The organism is Mesorhizobium sp. P3_A10 (genome assembly GCF_056403175.1).
In genome coordinates this window covers 1006925-1031851 of record NZ_JBFUFZ010000001.1, presented here as the reverse complement: position 1 = coordinate 1031851, position 24927 = coordinate 1006925, and the positions used below count along the sequence as shown (strand labels likewise).

Annotated in this window: 21 protein-coding genes; 7 read left to right on the top strand and 14 right to left on the bottom strand. The window is 63.1% G+C overall.

Annotated features, from left to right (window positions below):
* Positions 1-178 precede the first annotated feature (178 nt).
* Positions 179-1876 (bottom strand): 2-isopropylmalate synthase, encoded by a 1698-nt coding sequence (gene leuA / locus AC1DXU_RS04975; RefSeq protein ID WP_477365052.1) that lies wholly within the window; start codon positions 1874-1876, stop codon positions 179-181.
* A gap of 471 nt (positions 1877-2347) precedes the next feature.
* Between leuA and AC1DXU_RS04970 the strand changes: the two genes are divergently transcribed.
* Both AC1DXU_RS04970 and AC1DXU_RS04965 read left to right on the top strand, forming a co-directional pair.
* Complete coding sequence (locus AC1DXU_RS04970) at positions 2348-3514, top strand: ATP-grasp domain-containing protein (RefSeq protein ID WP_477366037.1); 1167 nt, start codon at positions 2348-2350, stop codon at positions 3512-3514.
* A 4-nt stretch (positions 3515-3518) separates the two neighbouring features.
* Positions 3519-4295 (top strand): esterase family protein, encoded by a 777-nt coding sequence (locus AC1DXU_RS04965; RefSeq protein WP_477366034.1) that lies wholly within the window; start codon positions 3519-3521, stop codon positions 4293-4295.
* Positions 4296-4558: 263 nt separating this feature from the next.
* Here the strand turns inward: AC1DXU_RS04965 and AC1DXU_RS04960 are convergent, their stop codons facing one another.
* The 4 genes from AC1DXU_RS04960 to AC1DXU_RS04945 all read right to left on the bottom strand — a co-directional run bounded on the left by AC1DXU_RS04960 (position 4559) and on the right by AC1DXU_RS04945 (position 7371).
* Positions 4559-5647, bottom strand: a complete 1089-nt coding sequence (locus tag AC1DXU_RS04960) for an AbrB family transcriptional regulator (RefSeq protein WP_477365049.1) — start codon at positions 5645-5647, stop codon at positions 4559-4561.
* An 81-nt stretch (positions 5648-5728) separates the two neighbouring features.
* Complete coding sequence (locus tag AC1DXU_RS04955; protein ID WP_477313056.1) at positions 5729-6037, bottom strand: putative quinol monooxygenase; 309 nt, start codon at positions 6035-6037, stop codon at positions 5729-5731.
* 42 nt (positions 6038-6079) lie between these two features.
* Positions 6080-6865 (bottom strand): SDR family NAD(P)-dependent oxidoreductase, encoded by a 786-nt coding sequence (locus AC1DXU_RS04950; RefSeq protein WP_477313054.1) that lies wholly within the window; start codon positions 6863-6865, stop codon positions 6080-6082.
* 62 nt (positions 6866-6927) lie between these two features.
* Positions 6928-7371, bottom strand: a complete 444-nt coding sequence (locus AC1DXU_RS04945; RefSeq protein ID WP_477313052.1) for a DsrE family protein — start codon at positions 7369-7371, stop codon at positions 6928-6930.
* Between the two features lie 102 nt (positions 7372-7473).
* Between AC1DXU_RS04945 and AC1DXU_RS04940 the strand changes: the two genes are divergently transcribed.
* Positions 7474-8571, top strand: a complete 1098-nt coding sequence (locus AC1DXU_RS04940; protein ID WP_477365046.1) for a hypothetical protein — start codon at positions 7474-7476, stop codon at positions 8569-8571.
* Between the two features lie 238 nt (positions 8572-8809).
* On the opposite strand, the gene AC1DXU_RS04935 is transcribed toward AC1DXU_RS04940, so the two are convergent.
* Together AC1DXU_RS04935 and AC1DXU_RS04930 are read right to left on the bottom strand one after the other, a co-directional pair.
* Complete coding sequence (locus AC1DXU_RS04935; RefSeq protein WP_477313691.1) at positions 8810-9739, bottom strand: cation diffusion facilitator family transporter; 930 nt, start codon at positions 9737-9739, stop codon at positions 8810-8812.
* Positions 9740-9762: 23 nt separating this feature from the next.
* Entirely contained in the window at positions 9763-11952 is a 2190-nt protein-coding gene (locus tag AC1DXU_RS04930; RefSeq protein WP_477365043.1) for an anthranilate synthase, read from the bottom strand.
* Positions 11953-12273: 321 nt separating this feature from the next.
* Between AC1DXU_RS04930 and AC1DXU_RS04925 the strand changes: the two genes are divergently transcribed.
* Positions 12274-13044, top strand: a complete 771-nt coding sequence (locus AC1DXU_RS04925; protein WP_477365040.1) for an isocitrate lyase/PEP mutase family protein — start codon at positions 12274-12276, stop codon at positions 13042-13044.
* A 15-nt stretch (positions 13045-13059) separates the two neighbouring features.
* Here AC1DXU_RS04925 and AC1DXU_RS04920 read toward each other — a convergent pair whose 3' ends face one another.
* From AC1DXU_RS04920 to AC1DXU_RS04905, 4 genes are all read right to left on the bottom strand, one after another.
* A complete protein-coding gene (locus AC1DXU_RS04920; protein ID WP_477365037.1) occupies positions 13060-14115 on the bottom strand; it encodes a M14 family metallopeptidase in 1056 nt (351 codons plus the stop codon).
* Positions 14116-14200: 85 nt separating this feature from the next.
* Positions 14201-15379 (bottom strand): MFS transporter, encoded by a 1179-nt coding sequence (locus AC1DXU_RS04915; RefSeq protein ID WP_477365034.1) that lies wholly within the window; start codon positions 15377-15379, stop codon positions 14201-14203.
* Positions 15380-15527: 148 nt separating this feature from the next.
* Complete coding sequence (locus tag AC1DXU_RS04910) at positions 15528-16919, bottom strand: FAD-containing oxidoreductase (RefSeq protein ID WP_477365031.1); 1392 nt, start codon at positions 16917-16919, stop codon at positions 15528-15530.
* Positions 16916-17377 carry a DUF4126 domain-containing protein gene (locus AC1DXU_RS04905; protein WP_477365028.1) on the bottom strand — a complete coding sequence of 154 codons (462 nt, stop codon included), beginning with the start codon at positions 17375-17377 and terminating at the stop codon, positions 16916-16918. Before AC1DXU_RS04905 ends, AC1DXU_RS04910 begins: the two co-directional genes overlap by 4 nt.
* 155 nt (positions 17378-17532) lie before the next feature.
* Here AC1DXU_RS04905 and AC1DXU_RS04900 point away from each other — a divergent pair, with 155 nt between their 5' ends.
* Entirely contained in the window at positions 17533-18090 is a 558-nt protein-coding gene (locus tag AC1DXU_RS04900; protein WP_477365025.1) for a sugar O-acetyltransferase, read from the top strand.
* A 13-nt stretch (positions 18091-18103) separates the two neighbouring features.
* Here AC1DXU_RS04900 and AC1DXU_RS04895 read toward each other — a convergent pair whose 3' ends face one another.
* A complete protein-coding gene (locus tag AC1DXU_RS04895) occupies positions 18104-19090 on the bottom strand; it encodes a helix-turn-helix domain-containing protein (protein ID WP_477365022.1) in 987 nt (328 codons plus the stop codon).
* Positions 19091-19218: 128 nt separating this feature from the next.
* On the opposite strand from AC1DXU_RS04895, the gene AC1DXU_RS04890 reads away from it, so the two are divergent.
* Together AC1DXU_RS04890 and AC1DXU_RS04885 are read left to right on the top strand one after the other, a co-directional pair.
* Positions 19219-19863 (top strand): cysteine hydrolase family protein, encoded by a 645-nt coding sequence (locus AC1DXU_RS04890; RefSeq protein WP_477365019.1) that lies wholly within the window; start codon positions 19219-19221, stop codon positions 19861-19863.
* Positions 19864-20391: 528 nt separating this feature from the next.
* The gene (locus AC1DXU_RS04885; RefSeq protein WP_477365016.1) at positions 20392-21708 is read left to right on the top strand and encodes a hypothetical protein; all 1317 of its coding nucleotides are present in this window, start codon (positions 20392-20394) and stop codon (positions 21706-21708) included.
* A gap of 71 nt (positions 21709-21779) precedes the next feature.
* Here AC1DXU_RS04885 and AC1DXU_RS04880 read toward each other — a convergent pair whose 3' ends face one another.
* Both AC1DXU_RS04880 and AC1DXU_RS04875 read right to left on the bottom strand, forming a co-directional pair.
* Positions 21780-23459 (bottom strand): formate--tetrahydrofolate ligase, encoded by a 1680-nt coding sequence (locus AC1DXU_RS04880; protein WP_477313028.1) that lies wholly within the window; start codon positions 23457-23459, stop codon positions 21780-21782.
* Positions 23460-23787: 328 nt separating this feature from the next.
* On the bottom strand, positions 23788-24912 hold the full coding sequence (locus AC1DXU_RS04875) for a DUF2333 family protein (RefSeq protein WP_477313026.1): 1125 nt from the start codon (positions 24910-24912) through the stop codon (positions 23788-23790).
* Positions 24913-24927: the final 15 nt, after the last annotated feature.

Here is a 24927-nt window from a genome sequence, read left to right as displayed (position 1 = left end):
CTCGAAGTCGGCACAGGTTAAGGCACAATCATATAGGGCCTGCACCGCCGCACAAGCGGGCACGTATTATGCGATCGCGTACCCCACCGGATATTCCCCAATGGGTTAACGCATGACCCGGAAACCGGATCGGGTGTCGGGGTCATGCGCAGATTGGAAAAATGTCGGCCGCGAAAGATCAGCCGGCCTTACGGCCGAGGATGCGGTTGGCGGCCGAAACCACGGCTTCCAGCGAGGCGGCCACGATGTTGGTGTTGATGCCGGCGCCGAACAGCTTGCCGCCGGGATATTCCATCTCGACATAGGAGATGGCGGACGCATTCGAGCCACGCTGCATGGAATGCTCGGAATAGTCGAGCACCGACATGTCGACGCCGACATGGCGCGACAGCGCATCAACGAAGCCGTCGATCGGGCCGGTGCCGGTGCCGGTGATGGTCACCTCCTTGCCCTTGTCGAGGATCACCGCCTCGACGACGCGCCGGCCCTTGGTCACGGTGTCCGGATAGGTGTGGTGGTCGAGGAATTTCAGCCGCGCGCCGGGCTGGTCGACATAGGTTTCGAGAAAGTGCTCGTAGATGCGTTTTGCCGGCACCTCCTTGCCCTCGGCGTCGGTGATCGCCTGGATATGCTGGCTGAATTCGATCTGCAGGTTGCGCGGCAGGTTGAGGCCATAGTCGGCCTGCAACACATAGGCGATGCCGCCCTTGCCGGACTGCGAGTTAATGCGAATGATCGCCTCGTAGTTGCGACCGACATCGGCCGGGTCGATCGGCAGATAGGGCACTTCCCAGTGCGGCGTGTTGGCCTTGCGCAGCGCCTTCATGCCCTTGTTGATGGCATCCTGGTGCGAGCCGGAAAAGGCGGTGTAGACGAGCTCGCCGACATAAGGATGGCGCTCGGGAATCTTCAACTGGTTCGAATATTCGTAGACGTCCTTCATCCGGTTGATGTCGGAGCAATCAAGTTCCGGGTCGACGCCTTGCGTGTACATGTTGAGCGCCAGCGTGACGATGTCGACATTGCCGGTGCGCTCGCCATTGCCGAACAGCGTGCCTTCGACGCGGTCCGCGCCTGCCATCAGGCCGAGTTCGGTGGTGGCGATGCCGGTGCCGCGATCATTGTGCGGATGCAATGAAATCAACAGCTTGTCGCGGTTGTCGAGGTTGCGGCACATCCATTCGATGCGGTCGGCATAGATGTTGGGCGTCGACATCTCGACCGTCGACGGCAGATTGATGATCAGCTTGTTGTCCACCGTCGGCTTCACGATCTCAGTGACGGCGTTGCAGATTTCGAGTGCGACTTCGAGCTCGGTGCCGGTAAAGCTCTCCGGCGAATATTCGAAGCGAAAGCCGCCGCCGGCCTTGGCCGCCATGTCGGTGATCATCTTGGCGGCGTCGGTGGCGATGCGCTTGATGCCGGCGACGTCCTTGTCGAAGACGACGCGGCGCTGCAATTCGCTGGTCGAATTGTAGAAATGGACGATCGGGTTGGTGGCGCCCTTGAGCGCCTCGAAGGTGCGGGTGATCAGCTCGGGCCGGCACTGCACCAGCACCTGCAACGAGACGTCGGCGGGCACATTGCCTTCTTCGATGCACCAGCGGGCGAAATCGAAATCGGTCTGCGAGGCCGAGGGGAAACCGATCTCGATCTCCTTGAAGCCCATGTCGAGCAGCAGGCCGAACATGCGCGCCTTGCGCTCATGGCCCATCGGGTCGATCAGCGCCTGGTTGCCGTCACGCAGGTCGACCGAGCACCAGATCGGTGCCTTGTCGATGACCTTCGAAGGCCAGGTGCGGTCGGTCAGGCCGACGGTCGGATAGGGCTGATACTTGCGAGCGGCGTCCGGCATGCCCCGGGCTGCCTCAGGCATGCCCTTTGTTGCATCCCCGGCATTTGGACGGATGTCTTCTCGTGCGTTCATCGTCGTTTCTCCCGGCGGCTCGCGGATCGGTCTTCAGACGGATTGAGGCGAGCTGCGCCTTACCAGATTTTTCGTTCGCTTGATGTGACTTGCCAATTTTGAGACTGGCCAAGGAGCGTGCGCGTGAGCGGCGGTTCGACCGCCGGGCGCTCCTTCAGCGAACCCGGCGATCGCCGATAAGGCCGAGAAGAAGCAGGGTCGAAGCAAGCGCGCGCACGGTCTGGCCGGCAATGCCGGTCTGACGGGAAGCGACGGAGGTGTGGCGCGTGTTCATGGCGGTTCTCATACAGGAGCGGCTATGGACAGGCAAGTGGCTGCACCGCCGCTTGTCCCGGAGCGCTCTTCCCCATACGCGGCAAATGCGCCAAACTTGGCAGTCGACGGGGCCGTATTGCCTCACTGCCGGAGGGGTCGTTGCCTATGAATTTCGTGTTCTTCTCGCCGCATTTTCCCGGCAACGGCGCCGACTTCTGCGACCGGCTGAAAAAAGCCGGCGCCACCGTGCTTGGCATCGGCGATGCGCCCTTCGACGCTCTGGACGGCAAACTCAAGGCAGCGCTTTCGGAATATTATCGCATCGCCGACATGGAGGACTATGACCCGGTGTTCCGGGCGATGGGTCATTTCATCCACAAATGGGGCCGCATCGACCGCTTTGAATCGCTGAACGAGCACTGGCTGGAGCTAGAAGCCAACATCCGCACCGACTTCAACATCTATGGCACCAAGCTCGATTTCGTGAAGAATTTGAAGCGCAAGAGCCGCATGCGCGCCTTCTTCCGCAAGAGCGGCGTCGAAACCATTCCGCAGCGCAAATGCTCCGACCGAACCGGGGCCATGACCTTCATCCGCCGCGTCGGCTATCCGGTGGTGGTGAAGCCGGATTCCGGCTCCGGCGCCTCGAACACCTACAAGATCTCCAACGCCAAAGAGCTCGACCAGTTTTTCAAGGAAAAGCCCGAGGATGTCAGCTTCGTTATGGAGCAGTTCATCGAGGGGCTGGTGGTGACCTTTGACGGGCTGGTCAACCGCGACGGCGAGGTGGTGCTGGCCGCCAGCCACCGCTACGACCAGAGCGTCATGGAGGTGGTCAACCGGGACCGTCACATGAGCTACACCTGCTTTCCCGAAATCAACCCGGTGGTGGAAGAGGCCGGCAGGAAGATCCTGAAGGCATTCGACGTGCGCGAGCGCTTCTTCCACATCGAACTGTTCGAGACCAAAGACAATCGGGCCATCGCGCTGGAGGTCAACATGCGGCCGCCCGGCGCCTGGATGACCGACGCCATCAACTATACGTTCGACATCGATGTCTACGCCGCATGGGCCGACATGGTGGTGAAGGACGCGACAGGCGGGCCGTATACGGGCAAATATTTCACCGCTTATGCTAGCCGCAAGCGTCACCTCCACTATTTGCACAGCCATGCGGACGTGCTAGCCGCGCACGGCGACAAGATCGTCCACCATCAGCCAATCGAAGAGGTTTTCAGCCGCGCCATGGGAAATTACGCCTATCAGATGCGCTCGAAGGATCCGAAGGCGCTGCGCCAGGCGGTCGACTATATCCATGCGGAAGAGGCGTGAGGTGATGGACATCTCCTATCACAAGGGGTCCAGCCGCAACCTCGGCCGCGACATGGAATACAAGCGCTACGGCCATGCCGGCCGGCCGGTGGTGGTGTTCCCGACCTCGCAGGGGCGCTTCTATCAGTTCGAGGATTCCGGCGCGGTGGCAGCCCTTGCCGAGTTCATCGACACCGGTCGCATCCAGCTGTTCACGCTCGACGGCATCGATTCGGAATCCTTCTTCAACAAGCATGTGGACACCGCCCACCGCATCGCCCGCCATGAGGCCTATTTCCGTTACGTGCGCGAAGAGGCGCTGCCGGAACTTTTGTCCACGGCCGCAGGCGCCAATGGTGGACGCGAGCTTAAGCCGCTGTTCTCAGGCTGCTCGATGGGCGGCTACCATTCGTCGAATTTCGTCTTCCGCTTTCCGGAACTTGCCAGCGGCGTTATCGCGCTGTCGGGCGTTTATTCCGCCCGCGACTTCTTCGGCAAGGCGCTGGACGGCGACATTTTCTACAACTCGCCGCTCGACTATCTGCCCGGCATCGTCGACCAGAAACTGCTTGCCCGGCTGAAGGCGCTCAGGCTGATCTTCTGCTGCGGGCAGGGCGCGTGGGAGGAGCGGATGCTGGTCGAAACGCATGAGCTGGAACAAATCCTGCGCGACAAGTCGATCCCCGCCTGGGTCGACTATTGGGGCGGCGATGTCGCCCATGACTGGCCGTGGTGGCACAAGCAGCTGGTCTATTTCTTCGCCCGCTGGCTGGACGACGACTTGATGCACCGGCTGGACTAAGGTGCGTTGATATGATGCCGGCCTGCAAACGATGGTTTCCTGCGCTTCTGGTGCTCACGTACTTCAAGTACGCTCCGCTCCGGTTCTCGAAAACCATCTAGTTTGGTCGCTTCGCGCCCGTCTTCGACTCCGACTCGGCCTGACCTGAATCTCAACACACCTTGGGGCACAGACGAATGACCGCGCCCGATCCCACTGCGAGCCTCGTGGTCGCCTGACGATCCGCCGAGCCATAATGCCGCGGAACGCCTGCCCGCTGCGGACTATTCCTTGACCGCCCTCGCCACCAGGCGCGCCACGCTCGGCCCGACCAGCAGTACGACGAGGAAGCGTGCCGACTGCAGCGCCATCACGAAGGAAATGTCGACGTGTTGTGCGGCTGCGGCAATGATGGCGACGCTGTCCATGCCGCCGGGGCTGGTCGCCAGATAAGCGGTCAGCGGATCGATGCCGAGCAGGTGGCTGATCATGAAGCCGAGACCGCCGCAGAAGGCGATGAGGATGATGATCGAGCCGACGATCTGCGGCAGCGCCCGTGTCGCATGGCGGAGGATAGGTCGAGTGAAGTTGAGCCCGATCGACCAGCCGACTGATGCGTAGCTGACCGCCAGCAGCCATGGCGGCAACTGCATGGCTACGCCAAAACCGAGATGGACGATGGCGCCGAAAATGAACGTGCCGAGGAAGAACGGCGAGGGCAGCCTGAGCAGCTTGCCAAGCAGGCCGCCGATGAGCGCGACACCAAGTGTTGCAGCAAAGGCGGCCAGTTCGATCGGCGGAAACCAGACGATATCAGGGACCTCGATGGCTGAGGTGTCGACCCACATTTTTGCGACGAGGGCTGCCGTCATCGAGACGAAGATGACGCGCAGATACTGCATGAAGGCGACGAGGCGCTGGTCGGCGCCGAAGGCGCCGGCCATCAGCACCATGGCGGTGGCCGCACCCGGCGACGAGCCCCAGACCGCCGTGGTGCCGGGCAAGATGCGCCAGCGGCTGATCAGCCAGCCGAGCAGGCTTGAGGCGGAGACGGTCGCCACCACCGCGCCGAGGAACAGCGGCCATTCCTTGTAGAAGACCGGGAAGATGTCGGCGGAGATCGAGGCGGCGACAAGGCAGCCGACGATGGCTTGCGCCGAGCCGAACAGAACGCGAGGCACCCGCACCGTGGCGCCGTTGGTGCCGGCGAGGATCGCCGCCAGCATCGGGCCGATCAGCAGCGCCGCGGGCAGGGCGGCGAATTCGAGCGCGCCGGCGAAGAGCAGCGAGACAATGAGCAGGACCAGCCACTGAAACGAGGAGCGCATGCGCGCAAAGCGTTCGAGAGTTGGTTGATGCGGCGAGGAGTCCATATCCGCGTGTCTTAGACCGATCGCAGAGGAATGCGAACCGCTTTTGGCGGAAGGATAGCCTTGAAGTAAAGCCTCCGGGCGTCAGCCGGTCTGGGCGTCTGTGAGGCCGAAGCCGCCGACCGGATGGGTCTCGACCTGGAACTCGAAGCCGGCGATGAAGGGGCGCGCCTTGGCGATCGTCGCCTGGACCTCGGGGAGCTGCAGCGAGGACTTGTGGCTTGCCTGGTCGGTCCACACTTCGGTGACCCAGATCGCGTCGGCGTCGGCCGGGTCGGTGGCGATGATGTAGCTCAGGCAGCCCGGCAGGGCGCCGGTGCTTTCGCGCAGCAGGGCCATGACAGCATCGCGCTGGCCGCGCGCCGCGCGCATCTTGCCGATCAGTCCGTACATCGTGTCCTCCGCGTTACGCGACACAAGTATGCAGTGCGCAGCTCAAGGCATCAACTGGCCGCCATTCACCTCGATTATTTGGCCGGTGATGTAGCCGCTGAGCAGATCGGAGGAGAGGAACAGATAGGCGCCGACGCAATCTTGCGCAGTGCCGGCGCGCCCCTGCGGGATGGTGGCGACCATGCCCTTCATCTGCTCGCCGGTGGAATAGCGCTCGTGAAACGGTGTCGCGATGGTGCCCGGCGCCACCGCGTTGACGCGGATACCGAAGCCGATCAGCTCCTTGGCCATGCCGCGCGTCACGTTGGAGACGAAGGCCTTGGCCGAGCCATACAGGCCGGCGCCGCCGCCGGCGCCGTTGCGCGCGGCAATCGACGAGGTGTTGACGATGAAGCCGCCCTGCTTCTTCAGCCACGGGATTGCCTTGCGCGAGGCGGTCAGCACCGAACGGGCGTTGAGGTCCATGACCGCGTCGTAGTGCGCCTCAGTCTGCTCGGCATAGGGCACCCGGCCAAGCATGCCGCCGGCATTGTTGACCAGCCCATCGAGCCGGCCGAATTTCTCAGCGCTCTCCTCGACGACGCGCTCGACATCGGCAGGCACCGAGAAATCGCCCTGGGTCAAGAACACCTCGCCACCGGCATCGCGAATGGTCCCGGCCAGTTTCTCGGCGGCTTCGCGGCTCGAATTGTAGTGCAGCGCGACGCGGCTTTTCTGCGCGGCGTAGGCCAGCGCAAGTGCTGCCCCAATGCCGGTCGAGGCACCGGTGACCAGCACCGCCTTGCCGGCGAGATCGGGTATGCTGAGAGCGATCGGGGTGGCTGGCACTGCTGTTCCTCCGGGATTTTCCCCGTCCCTTCGTAGGCCCTTGCCCCCCTTATGTTCAAGCCTCAGGGCCTGAGATAGACATAGCCTTGGCCCTGCAGTTCGGCGAGTTTGACGACGCCGCCCTTGTCGGCGGCGTGGAAGCCGTCGAGCAGGTCGGCAAGGGTGATCTCCATGCCTTTCATTGTGTTGCCGCAGGCATGCGGCTCAAGCCCTTCCTGGACAAGGCCGGCGAAACGCCCGGAAATCGCGGCCGATATGCCCTTCGACTTGAAGGCGGCAAGGGCTGGACCATGCACGACCAGCGCGATGTCGACATTGCCGCCGGTGCCGTCGTAGTGGTTCTTGATGTTGCCGAGCACGAAATTGACCTTGTCGACATCGCTGAGGTGATAGGCGACTTTTTGCCTTTCCCCGGCGGTGTCAGTGCTTGCTGCCTGCGCCACCCGCAAGCCAAAAAGCGTTCCAGTTCCGGCAAGAACCGCGCGGAACATATCGCGTCGACGCATCGCATCCTCCTCGGCTTGACGCTCACTGCAAATTGCGTGGCTGTGGCCATGATACTAGCATAAAACGACGTTACGTCCTGTCGATGCGAGGGAGAGGGTCACATGGCGTTCGGGAGATGGAAGACTGCTGCCGGCGCCGGATTTGGCGTCGCGCTGTTCGGCGCGCTTGCCGGCTCGGCCCTTGCCGACGAGGCCCTCAAGCTCACCGAGCTGAGCCCGGACGGCAAGGATGCCTGCTTCGGCCGGGTCTACGATGCTGCACATCTCAAGGCGCATCCGAAGCAGAAGGTGGCGCGAATATTCTTCCTCTATGGACGTGACCCGGTGAGCCGTCCGAACGAGGAGCCGGCCACGAATTCCGACTCGTCCTACAATGGCTTTATCGCCACCACCGTGCGCGGCGCCAAGGCGCCGGAATGGGCCAGCGGCTGGTGCAATCACGAGTCCGAGGACGGCAAGACCGGTCCGATCCGTTGCGGCATGGATTGCGACCGCACCATGGCGTCACTGAAGCTCGACGACAAAGGCCGTCTGATCGTCACCGATGTTTCTCAGGATCTTTATCTCGACGCGGGGTCGGAAGACGAACTCGGCGAGGCTGAATATGACCGGCAGGCGCTTGGCTCGGAGGACGACAATTTCCGCCTCGACCCGATGCCGGCGGCAACCTGCCAGGCCGAGTTCGCGCGCATCGATCCGATCGATCCGGCGCTCGGTCCGCCTTTGCGCGAGCGGCTGAAGTCGGACCAGGCTTTTTGCTACGGACGTGACTACGATGCCGCGCATCTAGGCTCGCATCCCGACCAGGTGACGCAATCCATCCGGGTTTTCCGTGGCCCGGTCGAACTTGCGTCCTTCGCCGCCGGCGGCGATGCCGCCAACTGGCCCGACGGCGCCGATATCGCCGTTTCGGTCACCACGCGGCAGAAGGCAGGCAAGGTTACGCAGACCTACTCCTGCCAGGGTGAGGCGGACCAGTGGCGCTGCGCGGCGAGCGCGAAGATGAGCAACTTTTCCTGCGATATCGGCCAAAAGGAAATCTACCTCAAGCGCGGCGCCAACGGCTCCATGATGCTGGCCAACCCCAACAGCAGCCTGGCCATCGTCGACCTCTGTTCGAAGGCGGCCGACGGCAAGACCAACTCCGACGACAAGGTCTACCGGCTGGAGCCGATGCCGCAATCGGCTTGTTCACCATAAGCCCGGCGCTTCGTCATCCAATGGCGGAGCAAGGAGCGAAGCGACGCGGCGCAGACCATAGGATCCATGCCGCGACTTTAGAGCGGCGCTAGGGTGCATAATTCTGTGCCGACGCACCCTTCGGCTGAAGCTACGGCATGGATTCTAGGGTCTCCGCGACGGAGCTTCGCTCCTGCTTCGCCCTAGAATGACGAAGTTGAGAGGCCTCGGCCGATCTCCAACGCCATGCCAAACTGTTTCAGGCGAACGGCACTGCCGTCGTGCCCTTGGGCAGCTTGGCCTCGTCGTCGGGTTCGACATGAATAGTGACGCGCACCGAGGGGATTTCGGCCTTCAGCGCGTCCTCGATGCGGTCGCAGATGACGTGGCTGGCGCCGACCGTCATGTCGGCATCGACGACCAGATGGAACTCGATGAAAGTGGCGCGGCCGGCAATGCGCGTCTTCAGGTCGTGAACCTCCAGCGCACCCTTGCAGTTGGCCGAGATGATGTCGCGGATATGCATGTGTTCCTGGGTGTCGACGGCGCGGTCCATAAGGCCGCTCAGCGATTCTCCGGTGAGCTTCCAGCCCTGGTAGAGAATGTTCAGCGCCACGAGGAGCGCAAGCAGCGGGTCGAGAATATGCCAGCCGGTCAGTACCGCCCCGACAAGGCCAATAATGACCCCAACCGAGGTCAGCACGTCGGTCATGATGTGCTGGCCGTCGGCAACCAGCGCCGGCGATCGTTCGGCGCGGCCGTTGCGGATCAGCACGAAAGCCCAGACCGCGTTGACTAGAGCCGCGCCGGCATTGATCGCCAAACCTTCCCAAGGCTGTTCGAGCGATGTCGGGTTCGGCAGCGACTGCCACACCTTGGCGATGATCAGCATCGCGGCGACGACGATCAGCACGCCCTCCAGAACGGCGGAAAAATACTCGGCCTTGTGATGGCCGAACGGATGGTCGCTGTCGGCTGGTTTGTGGCTGATGCGGATCGCCCAGAGAGCGGCGGTCGCGGTGATGACGTTGACGATGGATTCCAGGGCGTCAGAATAGAGGGCGACCGAGCCGGTGATCCGCCAGGCAAAGAACTTCAAACCCATCACCAGGAAGGCGATGACGATCGACCAGAAGGCAAGGCTTGCGACCTTGCGCTTGGCAGCGGCTTTGGCCGCGATCGCCGTCATGTCTTCGGTTGCGGCCATCGTCGCTAGGCTGCCTTTTCCTTGGCCTTGCGCGGCAGATGCGCAACGATGTTCTCGATGATGCGCATGCCGGCATTGTGGCCGAGCGTCATGATCGATTCCGGATGGAACTGCACAGCGGCGATCGGCTCCTTGCGGTGCTCGAAGGCCATGATGATACCGTCTTCGGTCTCGGCGGTGACGATGAAATCGTCGGGCAGCCGCACCGGATCGGCAAAGATCGAGTGGTAGCGGCCGACGGTCACTTCCTTGGGCAGGCCGGAGAAGATGATGCCGGGTTTCGACACGCGGATGCGCGACGGCTTGCCGTGCATCGGCACGTGCAACTGCCGGAGCTCACCGCCATACGCCTCAGCCAGTGCCTGCAGGCCAAGGCAGACGCCGAAGATCGGCAGGTCGCGGGCACGCGCCTTCTTGATGGTGGCGGCGCAATCGAAGTCCTTAGGCGTGCCCGGGCCGGGCGACAGCACGACCAGGTCGGGCTTCAGCCGGTCAAACACTTCTTCCGGCACCGGCGTGCGCACGGTCGAGACATTGGCGCCGGTTTGGCGGAAATAGTTGGCCAGCGTGTGGACGAAGGAGTCCTCGTGGTCGACCAGCAGGATGTTGACGCCGTCGCCAACGCGCGCGGTGGTGCGTTCGGTGCCGGCGGCATTGCCTGACTTGGCGTCGCGGATGGCGGAGAGCATGGCGGATGCCTTCAATTCGGTTTCGGCTTCTTCTTCCTCGGGAATGCTGTCGAAGAGCAATGTGGCGCCGGCGCGCACCTCGGCGATGCCGTCCTTGATGCGGATGGTGCGCAAGGTCAGGCCGGTGTTCATGTCACCGTTGAAGTTGACCATGCCGATCGCCCCGCCATACCAGGCGCGCGGGCTCTTCTCGTTCTGTTCGATGAAGCGCATGGCCCAGAGTTTCGGCGCCCCGGTGACGGTGACCGCCCAGGCATGCGACAGGAAGGCGTCGAAGGCGTCCATGCCTTCGCGCAGCCGTCCCTCGATGTGGTCGACGGTGTGGATCAGGCGCGAATACATTTCGATCTGGCGGCGGCCGATGACGCGCACCGAGCCCGGCTCGCAGACCCTGGATTTGTCGTTGCGGTCGACGTCCGAGCACATGGTCAGCTCGGACTCGTCCTTCTTCGAATTGAGCAACTTCAGGATCTGCTCACTATCGGAAATGGCGTCGTCGCCGCGCTTGATGGTGCCTGAAATGGGGCAGGTCTCGACGCGGCGGCCGTTGACGCGCACGAACATTTCGGGTGAGGCGCCGATCAGGTATTCGCCTTCGCCCAGATTGATGAAAAACGAATAGGGCGAGGGGTTGATGGTCTTCAGCTTGCGCGAAATCTCCGAGGGCTGCGTCTCGCAGCGCTCGTAGAACATCTGGCCGGGCACCACCTCGAACAGGTCGCCGCGCTTGAAACTGTCCATCGCCTTGCGCACCAGATTGGCATATTCGCCGGGCTCATGGTCGCCGCGCGGCGGGATGCGGTCGGCGGTCTGGAACGGCTCGACGATTTCGTCGCGCGGCAGGTTTTCGGTCGAGAAACCATCGCCGGAATAGTCGTAGCGGTCGGTCCAGGCCTTGGTCGAATAGTGGTCGACGACCAGGATCTCGTCGGGCAGGAACAGCACGAGATCGCGCCGGCTCTGCTTGCGCTCCAGCTTGTAGTCGACCGGATCGAACTGGAAGGCGAGGTCGTAGCCGAAGGCGCCGTAAAGGCCGAGATTGGCGTCTTCCTCGGTCTTGAACAATGCGGTGATGGCGCGCAGCACCGTAAACACCGAGGGGACGCGGCTGCGTTCTTCCTCGGTGAAGACTCGGCCGGGTTTGGCGATTTCGAGGCGGATCAGTTTTTTCGATGTCTCGGCGATCGTCACTTCGGCAAGGCCGGAAAGTGCGGCGCCGATCACCGGCAACAGCACTTCGCCGCGGCTGTTCAGCGCTTCGATGCGCATGGCGCGGCCACGGGCCGAGATCACCAGCGGCGGGTCGATGATGGCGGTGTCCCAGCGCGTGTAGCGGCCGGGATATTCATAATTCGAGGAAAACACCGCGCCGCGGCGCGAATTCAGCCCGTCGACATAGGCGTCGATCGCGCCCTCATAGGGCCGATCGTGGCGCTCGCGGGTGATGGTGACGCCACCCGCGGTGACGAAGCTTTCCGCCCCGTTCTCCAGAATTTTCATCGTCATTGCCGTCTCCATCAGCGTCTTTGGGGCAACGGACCCGGGAATGGCTTGAAAAAACAAATGGCCGCCCGGACATTCCGTTGCGGCCACCTTCTATTTTCACGCGCACGCGTTCGAACAGGCCGCTGTCAGCGAGCCCACCACCAAATGGTCTTGATCGAGCGCATGTTCATGGCGAAATCCATAGCGGCGATTGAACGGCTGCGCAACAGGTTTGAAAAGTCTGTTTGGTGGCTGCCGTTTCCACAGCTCATGGCACATCGCCAGGGCCGGCAGCCCCGCCTACTCTGCACATCCAACAGCAGGAAGACGCGAGAGACACCAATGACCGAGCAAATCGACCGCGCGCGGGCGTTCCACGCCCTTCACGTCAAGGGAAATCCAGTCGTTCTCTACAACGCATGGGATCCGGGCAGTGCCAAGATCGTCGAGAAGGCGGGAGCCAAGGCCATTGCGACCGGAAGCTGGCCGGTCGCGGCCGCCTTCGGATTCGCCGACGGTGAGAAAATCCCGCTGGAGCTGGCGCTGGACAACATCAAGCGCATCGTTGGGGCGGTCGACCTGCCGGTGACCATGGATCTCGAGGGCGGCTACGGCGTCGCCCCTGAGATCGTCGCCCGCACCGTGACGCTCGCCTTGCAGGCGGGCGCCATCGGCTTCAATTTCGAGGATCAGATCGTCGGCGGCAGCGGCCTGCACGACGTCGCCGTGCAGGTGAAACGCATCGAGGCCGCCGCTGCCGCCGTCAAAGCTTCCGGCGTGCCGGCGTTCATCAACGCGCGAACTGACCTTTTCCTCAAAGCGAAGCCGGACACACATGACAAGGCTTTGGTCGACCAGGCCATCGAGCGGGCGCAGGCCTATGAGAAGGCCGGAGCGCACGGCTTCTTTGCGGCGGGTCTCGGCGACGAGGGCCTGATCGAGACGCTCTGCAAGTCGATCAATCTGCCGGTCAACATCATTGCGCTGGCGCATGTGCCGCCACGGCAGCGCCTGGCGGAACTCGGCGTTGCCCGCGTCAGCCACGGTCCTGTGCCTTACAGGCAGATGGCCGAATGGCTGGAGGCCAAGGCGCGCCAAGCTATTTCGGGTTAGCCCGGCGGGCTTTCCTCAGTCTTCCAGCGTGCCTGACCTTGCATCGGCACTCTTCTTGTCGCCGACCAATTTCAGCAGGTCTTCGCCGGCGCGGATGATGCGGCGCGACCGCCGGGTCAGGATGATGCCGGCCTGTGGTGCGAACACCTCGGTGCGGCCGCCGGCTTCACCCGGCGTATGGACGATGGTGGCCAGCCGCGCGCCCTTGGCGACGCGGTCGCCGGGCTTCACGTCGTAGAGGATGGCGCCGGCGCGCGGCGCCGGCATCATGTCGATGTTTTCGAGTGGCGCCGCGACGCCGGTGAACGGACCGGGCGCGGGCAGGGCCGGATCGATGATCACGCCGCGCGCCACCAACAGGCGGTAGAGCCCTTCGGCATCGGTGCCGGCTAGGGCGCCATCGACGTCGAGCATGCCGCGATATTCGACCGTGGTGGCGACGCGCCGGTCGAAGCGCGCCACATCGGCGGGGACGTTCTGGTAGGGCATGATCGAAGCGCCCTCGAAGGTGCCGGCGGCGTCTTCGTGCCACAGCATGACCGCATCGACGCCCATGGCTGCAGCACAGTCGGCCATCGCCGGCCACAGGCTGGTGTGGACATAGAGATAGGCCAGGCCCTCGTCGTCGCAATGCAGGTCGAGCACAATGTCATGGCCGAGCGAAAGCTGCAGCAGCCGCGTCTTCAGCTGCTGGTCCGTTGTGCCATGCGTGGTGTCCGGCAAGAGCGAGGTGTCGGGCGCCGCCAGCAGCGGAAAGCCACGGTTGAAGTTGGTTCGGGTGCCGAGGTGAAAACGGCCCTGGTGCTCGCCGAAATGATACTGGGCGCGGCCGATCGGGTTGGCCCAGGGCACGATGGTGATCGAACCCTTGATGCGTCCCTCAGCCTCGGCCTTGGCCAGCATCGGCATCAGCGCATCGATGGCGACCACGCCCGGCAGTTCGCCGGCATGGAGTGCCGCCTGCAGATAGGCTGAAGGGGCAGCCTTATCCGCCCCCGCAAAGCGGAACACCGGAAATTCGTAGGAAACGCCTTCGGTGTCGCCGGTGATGCGCTCGATCGATTTCTGCATGGGATGTCTCCGAAAATGAGCCGAAGACATGCATCTTTGCCGCTACGCTGTCGATTGGTCCAGCGCCCGGCGCAATGGGCGCAAGCTACTCGGCCGGGGCCTGAAGGGTTGCTGCGGGTGCCGCCCGGTCGAGCGCTTGCGACAGCACGGCAACAGCAACCGCCAGCAAAGCCAGCCCTGCGCCGACGAAGGGCAGATTGGCATAGGAGACACCCCAGGATAGCGCGATGCCGCCGATCCAGGCGCCGCTGGCATTGCCGACATTGAAGGCGCCCTGGTTCAGCGTCGCGGCGAGGTTAGGTGCCTCGGATGCGGCCTCGACGACGCGGATCTGCAGCGGCGGCACGACGACGAAAACGAGCAGGCCCCACAGGAAGACAATGGCGATGGCGACCACGGCAATGGTGCCGAAGTGGGCGAAGCCGAGCAACAGCAGCGCCAGCATCAACAGCGTGCCGATCACTGTCGGCATCAGCTTCCAGTCGGCCAGCCTGCCGCCGATGATGTTGCCAATGGTCATGCCGCCGCCGAACAACAGCAGCACCCAGGTTACGGCGGACGTCGACAGGCCGGACACGTCGGTGAGATAGGGCTTTATGTAGGTGAAGACGGCGAACAAGCTGGCCGATGCCGTTGCCGAGATCAGCATGGCCAGCCAGACCTGCAGCTTGCCCAGCACCCTGACTTCACCGAGCAGGCCGCCGCTGCTTGGTTCAGTGACATCAGATGGCACCAGCCAGGCGATTGCCGCGACCGAGATGAGGCCGATGCCGACCACCGCGAGGAAGGTGGCGCGCCAGCCAAAGGCTTCGCCGAGCGCGGTGCCGGCCGGCACACCCAGAATGTTGGACAGCGTCAGTCCGGCAAACATCAGCGCCATGGCGCTGGCCCGCTTGTTGCGCGGCACCAGGCTGGCGGCGACGACCGACCCGATGCCGAAGAAGGCGCCATGGCCAAGCGCGGTGAAAACGCGCGCCGCCATCAGCGTCCAGTAGCCGGGTGCGATGGCGCAGAACAGATTACCGACAACAAACATCGTCGTCAGACCGATCAACACCGGCTTGCGCCGCAGGCGCGCGGTGGCCACCGCGACAATCGGGGCGCCGAAGACGACGCCGAGCGCATAGCCGGTGACCAGCAGGCCGGCCGAGGGGATCGAAACGCCGAGATCGGCGGCAACCTCGGGCAACAGCCCCATGATGACGAATTCGGTGGTGCCGATGCAGAAGGACGCAATGGCAAGCGCTAGGATCGGCAAGGGCATGGAGCGTCCAGAATGAATCGGTTCAAAGCCGAGACTGTCTGGATATGTGTGCCGCGCGCAATCGTCATTGTTGCAATGCAGCATTGCAGAAAGCGGAGGGCTGGCTGAAAGCGCGACGCCAAAACGACCAGGAGCTTCGAGAGCGGTCTTATGCGAGTGGCTTCAAGTCCTGGGCGATGGTGGGCAGAAGCTCCGAGACATTGGGGTGGATGTGGGTTGCCCGCGCGAGCGTGTCTACCGGCGCCTTGGCGTACATCAGGTCGAGCACGCAGTGCACCGCCTCGTCGCCACCCGGGCCAAGCACCGAACAGCCGAGGATTTCCCTGGTGTCGGCGTCGACCAGGATTTTCATGAAACCTTGCGTCTCGCCCTTTTCGACAGCGCGGCCGACGCGGGTCATCGGCCGCTGGCCGACCAGCGCGCGACGGCCGGACTTTTTCACCGCCGCCTCGGTCATGCCGCAGCGGCCGAGCGGCGGGTCGATGTAGAGCGCATAGGCTTCGATGCGATCACTCACCTTGCGCGGATCGTTGTCGAGCAGGTTGGCGGCGACGATCTCATAGTCATTGTAGGAGGTGTGGGTGAAAGCGCCCTTGCCGTTGCAGTCGCCCATCGCCCAGATGCCGAGCGCCGTGGTGCGCAGCTGGTCGTCGACGGTGACGAAGCCGCGGCTGTCGACCTCGACGCCGGCTCTGTCCAGGCCGAGATCGTCAGTGTTGGGCGTGCGGCCCAATGCCAGCAGCACATGCGAGCCGACCGCCGGTGGCTTGCCGGCGGAGAAGGTCACGGCAATGTCGTCGCCCTGTCTGGCAAAGCCGATGTCGTCGGCGCCGACATGGACGGCAATGCCTTCGTTTTCGAGGATCGACAGGATGGCCGCCGAGACATCCTCGTCCTCGCGGCCGGTCAGGCGCGGGCTCTTTTCAATGACGGTGACGTCGGAGCCGAAGCGGCGGAACATTTGCGCGAATTCGAGCGCGATGTAGCTGCCGCCGACGACGACGAGATGGCGCGGCAGCACGTCGAGATCCATCATCGACGAATTGGTCAGGTAGGAAATGTCATTGATGCCGGGCAGGTCGGGCACCGAGGCGCGGCCGCCGGTATTGAGGAATATGCGCTCGGCGGTCAGAAGGTCGTTGCCGACACGCACGGTCTTGGCGGATTCGAAACGCGCATGGCCGCGATAGAGCGTGCATTTGTCCATGCCGGCGATCCAGGTCTCGAGCCCAATGCGGGCATCGTCCGAGACCTTGTCCTTGCGCGCCTTGATCGCCTTGAAATTGACGCCGACCGGGCCGGAGAGCGTCACGCCATAGTCGGCGGCGCGCCGCGCCAGATGCGCGGCATAGGCGCTGGCCACCATCGTCTTGGTCGGCATGCAGCCGGTGTTGACGCAGGTGCCACCGACCAGCTTGCGCTCGATCAGCGCCACGCTCATACCGGCCGCGTTCAGCCGGCCGGCGAGCGATGGGCCGGCCTGTCCGGCCCCGATGATGATGGCATCGTATGTCTTGGCGTCTGAGGCTTGGGCCGTCATCCCACCGCAGCCACGATCAGCAGGCCGCCGACGATGGCCACCGCGTCCTCGATCAGGGCGGCGGGCAGGTCCTTGCCGAAGCTCGCTGCCAGCCGGCCGCGCAGTTCGGCGCCGCCCAACGTGCCGATCACCGCACCGATGGCGCCGGCGATCAGGCCGCCGATGGTGGCGCCGCCCGTCGCGCCGATCACCGCGCCGGTTAAGGCGCCCGTGATGACGCGGGCGCCGAACTGCTGCGGCACTTTTCTGCTCGGGGTCGAGGGCAACTGGTCGGTGATCAGTTCGACGATGGCCAGGATGGTGAAGATGCCCACTGCGATCCAGTGGCCCATGAAGTTCGCCCAGGTGCCGGCGAGCGGCAGCCAGCCGAGATACGCGCCCCAGGCGACGGCGGCAGGTGCGGTCATGGCGCGCAGGCCGGCGATCAAGCCGATCAGAAGTGCAAGCAGATAAAGCATGATTGATCCCTCGATAGCAGGCCCGGGACAGATCCGCGAGGGCAAGCTAGCATAGGTCCGGCGTTTGACCAGAGTCGGCCCTGGCACTTCTTGCACCAGGGCGCCTTGTACTTTGGTAAAACAGTCAAGGACGAGGAAGAGACGGAGGCGCAGTCATGGCCGAAAGCGAACGCACAAAGATGGCGGCGGGCGGGTGGTACACGTGCCTCGATGCGGAGCTGGAAGCGCTGCGCGTCGGCGCGCGCGACGCGGTGTTCGAGCACAATTCACTGCCGCCTCGCCAACGTGGCAACATCGGACCGGCGCTGAAATCGGTGCTCGGCGCAGCAGGTGAGGGCGCCCGGATCGAAGCGCCGTTCCACTGCGCCTACGGCTTCAACATCTTTCTGGGCGAGGCCACCTTTCTCAACGCCGGCTGCACCATCCTCGACACGGCGACGGTCCGCATCGGCAAGGGAACGCTGCTCGGTCCCAATGTGCACATCTACTGCGCCGAGCATCACAAGGAGGCCGCCGGGCGGCAGGCGGGTCTGGAGATCGCCAGACCGGTCGCGATCGGCGACAATGTCTGGATCGGCGGCAGCGCCATTATTCTCGGCGGCGTCAGAATAGGCGAGGGCGCCATCGTTGGCGCCGGCGCGGTGGTGACACGCGATGTGGCCACGAACACCACTGTCGTCGGCAATCCGGCGCGGCCGGTCAAGCGCGGCTGACCATCCAGCCGGATCAGCGCGAAGCGGTGTGCTCGTCCTCATCGATACGCTTCGAGAATTCGCGTCGGTACTGCGCCGGCGACGTTCTCAACCGCGCCGCGAAATGCTGGCGCAGCGAGGTGGCACTGCCGAAGCCGGCTTCGAAGGCGACCGTGTCCATGGACTTGTCCGTGGCCTCCAGCAGGCGCTGCGCCAGCGCGACACGCTGGTCGGTCAGCCAATCGCCGAAACTGGTGCCGATCGTTTTTTGAAAGCGGCGCGTGAACGTCCGGCGTGTCAGGCCTGCGGCATCGGCCACACTGTCCAGGCTGTGCGCTTCACCGAGCGTTCTGCGCACGGCGTCGAGGGCCTGTGTGAAACGGTCGGTGTTTTCGGCCCTGGCGATGGGGCGCTCGATGAACTGCGCCTGTCCGCCCTGTCGATGTGGCGACAGGACGATCTGCCGGGCGAGGCGCAACGCCGCCTCCACTCCGTAGCGGGCGCGCACCAGGTGGAGACAGCAGTCGAGCCCGGCGGCGACACCGGCGGACGTCATGACATCGCCGTCGTCGATGTAGAGCACGTCAGCGTCGACGACGATGTCGGGATAAAGCACCTGCAATTGTTCGGTATAGGCCCAATGCGTGGCTGCCCGCCGCCCGGAAAGCAGGCCGGTCGCTGCAATGGCGAAAGTGCCGAGGCACAGCCCGACAAGCAACGCGCCATTCTGGTGCGCCCGACGCAGCGCCTCGGTCAGAAATGCAGGCGGCGGCTCGTCCAGATCCCGCCAGCTTGGGACGATCACAATGTCCGCGTCGTCGAGGCTGCCCAGCCCATGCGGCGCCGTGACGGTCAACCCGGCTTCAGTCCTGACCGGTCCCGCTTCGAGTGCGCAGATGCGGAAGTCGAAGCGCGGCAGGCCAAGCGCGGTGCGATCCTCGCCGAATACCAGGCACGGGACGGAGAGGTGGAATGGGCTGATGCCATCGAAAGCGATGGCGGCAACAATCGGATCGGCCATGGGCGCACAAATGAGGGTTGGGCTGAATTGTCCCAATTCTTTCGAACAATGTCAATTGGGACACTTACGACCGCTCGAGGACGCGTCTATTTTCGACCCATCGCATTCAAGCCGGAAAGGAAAACACCATGTCTGACCCAGTCAAAACCGCACCGCGCCGTGCTCTCATCGTCGTCGACGTCCAGAACGACTATGATGGCGGCAATCTCGCGATCAAGCATCCGCCGTTCCGCGACAGCGTCGTCAACGTGGCCCGGGCCATGGACGCGGCCGCCGCGGCTGGCGTCAAGGTGGTGGTCATCAAGCAGCTGGCGCCCGAGACGTCGCCGGTTTTCGCCAAGGGCAGCCATGGCGCCGAACTGCACCCCGAGATCGCCACGCGAAGCCGCGACCACTATGTCGAAAAGACCTTGCCCAGCGCCTTCACCGGCACGGATCTCGAGGACTGGCTGCGCGCCAATGCCATCGATACGATCACCGTCATCGGTTACATGACGCATAATTGCGATCTGTCGACCATCATCCACGCCGTGCATATGGGCTTTGCGGTCGAGTTCCTGTCCGACGCCACCGGCTCGCTGCCCTATGCCAACAGCGCCGGCTATGCCTCGGCCGAAGAGATCCACCGCGTGGTGACGATCATCCTGCAATCGCGCTTCGCGGCGGTTCTCAAGACCGCCGAATGGATCGATTGCCTGAAGACCGGCGCGTTGCCCGAGCGCGACACGCCCTATGCGTCCAACCAGCGCGCGCTGGCGCGAAACGCTGCGTAGGCAATTGCCGCGAATGAAAAAGGGGCGCCGCAGGCTGCGGCGCCCCTTGGCGTTTCCTGGTCACGGACATTTTCGGCGGGGTCGTGGCCTCTTTGGTACTCTTGTCCGCTGGGCTCATCCGCCTTCGGGATGATGGGCGGCCAACGCAAGAATTCGGAGCGTGCTCGATTTCAGAATCTGGAGAGATCTGGAGAACGGAGTGAAGTCTTTCACAGACGAGGGCCCCTCTCTGCGGAACGGTCATATTTGATCAGGGAGTGTGATCGGTGGACTTTCCCGGGAGAAACAAGTGAAAGCGCGAGTTGCAAGAACTGCAGTCGTTCTGGCCTTGGCCGGTACCGCGGCGCTCTTGCCGTGGCCCGCTTTCGCCCAGGTCCCTCCGCACGCGCCGGGAACGATCTGCTTCACTCAATCCTTCTGGTGCTGGGCGCAGCCGCCCGGCCCGCCTGGATATCCGTGCGGGTGCCCGTCGCAATACGGCTATGTGCCGGGTTATCTAGGGTAGTCGTCAGGCGGGGGGATTTCACGATGACGATGACACCGGTCGACCCTCTCGTTTCGGGACTCATCGCGGACGCCAAGCTGGTCGCCAACTACGGCCGGTATGGCGTCTTCAAGGACAGTTCCCTGTTTGCGGCTATCGGCAATGCCGAAAAACTCCAGGATGCGACGGCCAGCCAGCCTGAGGTCGTCAATCTTCAGACAGTGTTCAACGATTGTTCCGGCACCGTGCCATTTGCCACCCTGGCGGCCCTGCGATCGGGATGGTCGCCCGGGGACATGTCGCGCAAGACCGCGCTGGCGACATACTTTCTGGTGGCTCTTTCCGTGCTCTTCATGGTTGTGACCGGGAGGTTGACGTACATTTACAACAAGGGAATCGCGATAAACTCCGAACTCATAGAAATCGACAACAATGATTTCAGCGCACGGTTCGGACAGGCGATACGGCAGGTTTGGGCGACGAAGAAACAGCTGAGCTCGGCATCGTCCGAGCAGGCTTCGACCACTGACCTGACGCTTCTAAAGGACGCCTATTACAATTCGGAAGATAGCCTTCACGCTCTCGACCAGCGCTTTTCCTCCCTGGTGAGAAGGGCGCAAGGGTTCATGACTGAGGACGCGCAATTCCCGATCTGGGGAATGCAATGGATGTACTGCAAGCTTTATTCGACATCCACGGCCGAAAGCGGAGCGGCGGGCCAGGCACAGTTCTCCAAGCAGGGTGCCATAAACCAGTTCTGTGACCAGGCGCTGGGGGTGAGTAAATCCACGCCTCCAGACAAGGTCAAGGAGCTCCCCCCTCAGCCGGATACCTATTGCACGCAGATAAACACCGACAAGAAAAACCCGAACATTCCTGAAGGTGCGTCTTCGGAAAAAGTGACGGACGTGAATGCCGATTTCGACGAGGCAACGCGCAGCCTGCAGTGCGACGGCGTGATCACGATCGCGCCGAACTCGATCTACACGCTGACCGCGCAGATAAAGACACTGGGTGAGGTTCTCAGCCCATATGCCTTGTGGATACTCCCGGCCTTTTACGGCGCGCTCGGAGCCATCATGTTTCACATGCGGATGATCCTCAATCCGCTGCTGCCCAATCCGCCGCTGTCGCGGTTGATCCACAGGATCGCGCTGGGGGCGCTGGCCGGCATGGTGCTTGCCTGGTTCGTGACGCCGGGCAGCAGGCTTGGAGACGAGGTTTCGAGAATTGGCTTCAGCCTGTTCACCTTCGCCTTCCTGTTCGGCTTCAGCCTCGACATCTTCTTCACCATCCTCGACCAGTTCGTCAGCATGTCGGTCGCCGGGATCAAGAAGTTCGGGTCCTCGACAGTGGCGTGAGGGAAAACGCGGCAAGCAAAAGGGCGCCGCAGCGATGCGGCGCCCTTCGCCATTTCAGTTGACCTATGCTCTCAGAACAACCCTTCGATCTGGCCGATCTCGTTCAAGAAGATCTTTTCCGAGGATGGCGCCTTCGGCAGGCCGGGCATCGTCATGACCTCGCCGCAGATGATGACGACGAAGCCGGCACCGGCCGACAGCCTGACCTCGCGCACCGGCACGGTGTGGCCGGTCGGCGCGCCGCGCAGGTTCGGGTCGGTCGAGAAGGAATACTGCGTCTTGGCCATGCACACCGGCAGGTGGCCGTAGCCGGCCTGCTCCCAAGCGTGCAACTGATCGCGCACCGACTTGTCGGCGATCGCTTCGGAGCCGCGATAGATACGCTGGACGATGGTGTTGATCTTCTCGAACAGCGGCATCGCGTCGGGATAGAGCGGCGCGAACTGCGAGGCGCCGGATTCGGCCAGCGCCACCACCTTGTTGGCGAGTTCCTCGATGCCGGCCGATCCCTTGGCCCAATGCTTGCAAAGGATCGCTTCTTCGCCCATCGAGGCGACGTAGTCCTTCATCGTCTGGATTTCAGCGTCGGTGTCGGAATAGAAGTGGTTGATGGCAACCACCGCCGGCACGCCGAACTGGCGGATGTTCTCGATGTGACGGCCAAGATTGGCGCAGCCCTTCTTCACCGCCTCGATGTTTTCCTTGCCGAGGTCTTCCTTCTTGACGCCGCCATTCATCTTCATGGCGCGCACGGTGGCGACGATGACCGCCGCTGCCGGCTTGAGGCCAGCCTTGCGGCACTTGATGTCGAAGAACTTTTCAGCACCGAGATCGGCGCCGAAGCCGGCTTCGGTGACGACATAGTCGGCAAGCTTCAGTGCTGTCGTGGTGGCGACGACCGAGTTGCAGCCATGCGCGATATTGGCGAACGGGCCGCCATGGACGAAGGCCGGGTTGTTCTCCAGCGTCTGCACCAGATTGGGCTGCATGGCGTCTTTTAGCAAAACGGCCATGGCGCCGTCGGCCTTGAGGTCGCGGGCATAGACGGCCGACTTGTCGCGGCGATAGGCGACGATGATGTCGCCGAGGCGCTTTTCCAGGTCCTTGAGGTCGGTGGCCAGGCACAGGATGGCCATGACTTCCGAGGCGACGGTGATGTCGAAGCCGCCTTCGCGCGGAAAGCCGTTGGCGACGCCGCCGAGCGAACAGATCATCTCGCGCAGCGCCCGGTCATTCATGTCCATGACGCGACGCCAGACGACGCGGCGGGTGTCGATGCCGAGCTCGTTGCCCCAGTAGATGTGGTTGTCGATCAGCGCCGAAAGCAGATTATGCGCGGTGGTGATGGCGTGGAAATCGCCGGTGAAGTGGAGGTTCATGTCCTCCATCGGCACGACCTGCGCATAGCCGCCGCCAGCAGCACCGCCCTTGACGCCGAAATTCGGCCCGAGCGAGGCCTCGCGGATGCAGACGATCGCCTTCTTGCCGATGCGGTTGAGACCGTCGCCGAGGCCGACCGTCGTCGTCGTCTTGCCTTCGCCGGCCGGCGTCGGGTTGATGGCGGTGACGAGGATCAGCTTACCGTCCTTCTTGCCCTTCACCGACTTGATGAACTCGGCTGATATTTTCGCCTTGTCGTGGCCGTAAGGCAGGAGGTGTTCGGTCGGGATGCCGATCTTGGCACCGATCTCCTGAATCTGCTTTTTCTTGGCGCCGCGCGCGATCTCGATGTCGGACTTCACTTCGGCCATGACGGCTTTCCTCTGGATTGGACGATGGAGGGGACGGGTTTGGTGACTATGGTCGTCGCAAGCAATTCGAAACGGCCGTTAGGCGCGCGGGCATGTTCTAACCCTGTCGCTGCCGTGGCGTCAACTTGCATGCAACTATGTTTCCTATGAAGAAAAATGCTTCAGCTACCGGCAGAACCTGCCATGGGTCTTTTTTCGCGCCGGTTGCCGCGCCGTATAGAAGCCAGAGCGGGCGCTGTTCCGCCGTCTCAAAACAGCCGCACAATGCACCGAATGCGACAGAGGCGACGGCGCAAATTCGCCATCGCTGTCGATGTATTGCTACGCGCTACTGGGTCAGCACGTTGCTGATCTCGACCATGTTGGAGCGGACCCTGAGCACGTAGAAGCCCATCGTCGTCAGATGCGTCGGCATGATCCAGCCGTCCTCGCGGCCATTGGCGATGATGAAGGGCTGGATGCGCAGCGCCGAGACGAACTGCGAGTCCATGGTGTCCCACAGATTGCCGAGATGCTTTTCCTTGATCACGTCCTCGAAATCGGCCTGGGCGCCCTTCATCAGCCCGTAATAGGCATAGAGCTGGCCATAGGCGAACCAAAAGCGGTCGTCGGCGCGGAAGTCGAACCAGCCATTGTTGTGGTTTTCAGCGCGTTCCTTGAGGATCGCCGAGGTCGAGCCGATATCAGAGGAGATGCGGTCGATATATTGCTTCAGATTGTCGGCGCGGGCGTCGAATGTCGCCTGGCAGGTGGCCAGCCGGGCGTTGAAAGAGCGCAGCTTGTTCACGGCATCGCGATAGTAGCTCGGGGTCGGGGTCTTCGGGCCGAAGGGGTTCAGGCCGAAATACCAGGTCTCCTCGTCGAACTGCAGATTGCCGCGCGCGTCCTGCAGATCGGCGTCGATCTGCGATGTCGTGCGGACGCGGCCAAGATTGTCGGCCAGTTCGGTCGCCGTGCGCCGCACCGCCTGGTTGACGCCGCGCTGGAACGAAGCCTTGTTGTCCATCCACGGCGTGTGATCCCAGTCGATGCCGAACAGGCCGAGCTTGTAGAGGATCATCGACGAGATCCAGGCATTCTGGTTCACGTTGAAGTCGGTGAGGTCGGCCGCCACCTGGGCTATGCCTGAGTTTCCGCAGGTCTTGGCCGTATCGGTGCCGGCGCCGGCCGCGACCTGTTCACCGGCCGAGACGTTGCGGTTCTCGAAGGTATATTTGTCGACGTAGTTGGGATCGAACTTGTTCCACCACTGGGTGGCGTAGAAGAAATTCGCGTAGAGACCAAGCAGCACCAGTAAAGCGAGGCCGACCACCGCCTTCAGGATCCAGCCGCGCTGCGTATACCAGCTCCCGGCCCATAGGAACGGCCACAGGATCACACCGATCAGCAGGCCGATGCCGCGACCAATCCACTGGAAAATGCGGGTGAAGAAATTCACGATCGGATCAAGCATGGCTGTGTTCACCCC

What these genes read in the sequence shown, in the direction of transcription:
- leuA (WP_477365052.1), bottom strand. Translation starts at nt 1,876, where the DNA reads ATGCCTGAGGCAGCCCGGGGCATGCCGGACGCCGCTCGCAAGTATCAG.
- AC1DXU_RS04970 (WP_477366037.1), top strand. Translation starts at nt 2,348, where the DNA reads ATGAATTTCGTGTTCTTCTCGCCGCATTTTCCCGGCAACGGCGCCGAC.
- AC1DXU_RS04965 (WP_477366034.1), top strand. Translation starts at nt 3,519, where the DNA reads ATGGACATCTCCTATCACAAGGGGTCCAGCCGCAACCTCGGCCGCGAC.
- AC1DXU_RS04960 (WP_477365049.1), bottom strand. Translation starts at nt 5,647, where the DNA reads ATGGACTCCTCGCCGCATCAACCAACTCTCGAACGCTTTGCGCGCATG.
- AC1DXU_RS04955 (WP_477313056.1), bottom strand. Translation starts at nt 6,037, where the DNA reads ATGTACGGACTGATCGGCAAGATGCGCGCGGCGCGCGGCCAGCGCGAT.
- AC1DXU_RS04945 (WP_477313052.1), bottom strand. Translation starts at nt 7,371, where the DNA reads ATGCGTCGACGCGATATGTTCCGCGCGGTTCTTGCCGGAACTGGAACG.
- AC1DXU_RS04940 (WP_477365046.1), top strand. Translation starts at nt 7,474, where the DNA reads ATGGCGTTCGGGAGATGGAAGACTGCTGCCGGCGCCGGATTTGGCGTC.
- AC1DXU_RS04935 (WP_477313691.1), bottom strand. Translation starts at nt 9,739, where the DNA reads ATGACGGCGATCGCGGCCAAAGCCGCTGCCAAGCGCAAGGTCGCAAGC.
- AC1DXU_RS04930 (WP_477365043.1), bottom strand. Translation starts at nt 11,952, where the DNA reads ATGACGATGAAAATTCTGGAGAACGGGGCGGAAAGCTTCGTCACCGCG.
- AC1DXU_RS04925 (WP_477365040.1), top strand. Translation starts at nt 12,274, where the DNA reads ATGACCGAGCAAATCGACCGCGCGCGGGCGTTCCACGCCCTTCACGTC.
- AC1DXU_RS04920 (WP_477365037.1), bottom strand. Translation starts at nt 14,115, where the DNA reads ATGCAGAAATCGATCGAGCGCATCACCGGCGACACCGAAGGCGTTTCC.
- AC1DXU_RS04915 (WP_477365034.1), bottom strand. Translation starts at nt 15,379, where the DNA reads ATGCCCTTGCCGATCCTAGCGCTTGCCATTGCGTCCTTCTGCATCGGC.
- AC1DXU_RS04910 (WP_477365031.1), bottom strand. Translation starts at nt 16,919, where the DNA reads ATGACGGCCCAAGCCTCAGACGCCAAGACATACGATGCCATCATCATC.
- AC1DXU_RS04905 (WP_477365028.1), bottom strand. Translation starts at nt 17,377, where the DNA reads ATGCTTTATCTGCTTGCACTTCTGATCGGCTTGATCGCCGGCCTGCGC.
- AC1DXU_RS04900 (WP_477365025.1), top strand. Translation starts at nt 17,533, where the DNA reads ATGGCCGAAAGCGAACGCACAAAGATGGCGGCGGGCGGGTGGTACACG.
- AC1DXU_RS04895 (WP_477365022.1), bottom strand. Translation starts at nt 19,090, where the DNA reads ATGGCCGATCCGATTGTTGCCGCCATCGCTTTCGATGGCATCAGCCCA.
- AC1DXU_RS04890 (WP_477365019.1), top strand. Translation starts at nt 19,219, where the DNA reads ATGTCTGACCCAGTCAAAACCGCACCGCGCCGTGCTCTCATCGTCGTC.
- AC1DXU_RS04885 (WP_477365016.1), top strand. Translation starts at nt 20,392, where the DNA reads ATGACGATGACACCGGTCGACCCTCTCGTTTCGGGACTCATCGCGGAC.
- AC1DXU_RS04880 (WP_477313028.1), bottom strand. Translation starts at nt 23,459, where the DNA reads ATGGCCGAAGTGAAGTCCGACATCGAGATCGCGCGCGGCGCCAAGAAA.
- AC1DXU_RS04875 (WP_477313026.1), bottom strand. Translation starts at nt 24,912, where the DNA reads ATGCTTGATCCGATCGTGAATTTCTTCACCCGCATTTTCCAGTGGATT.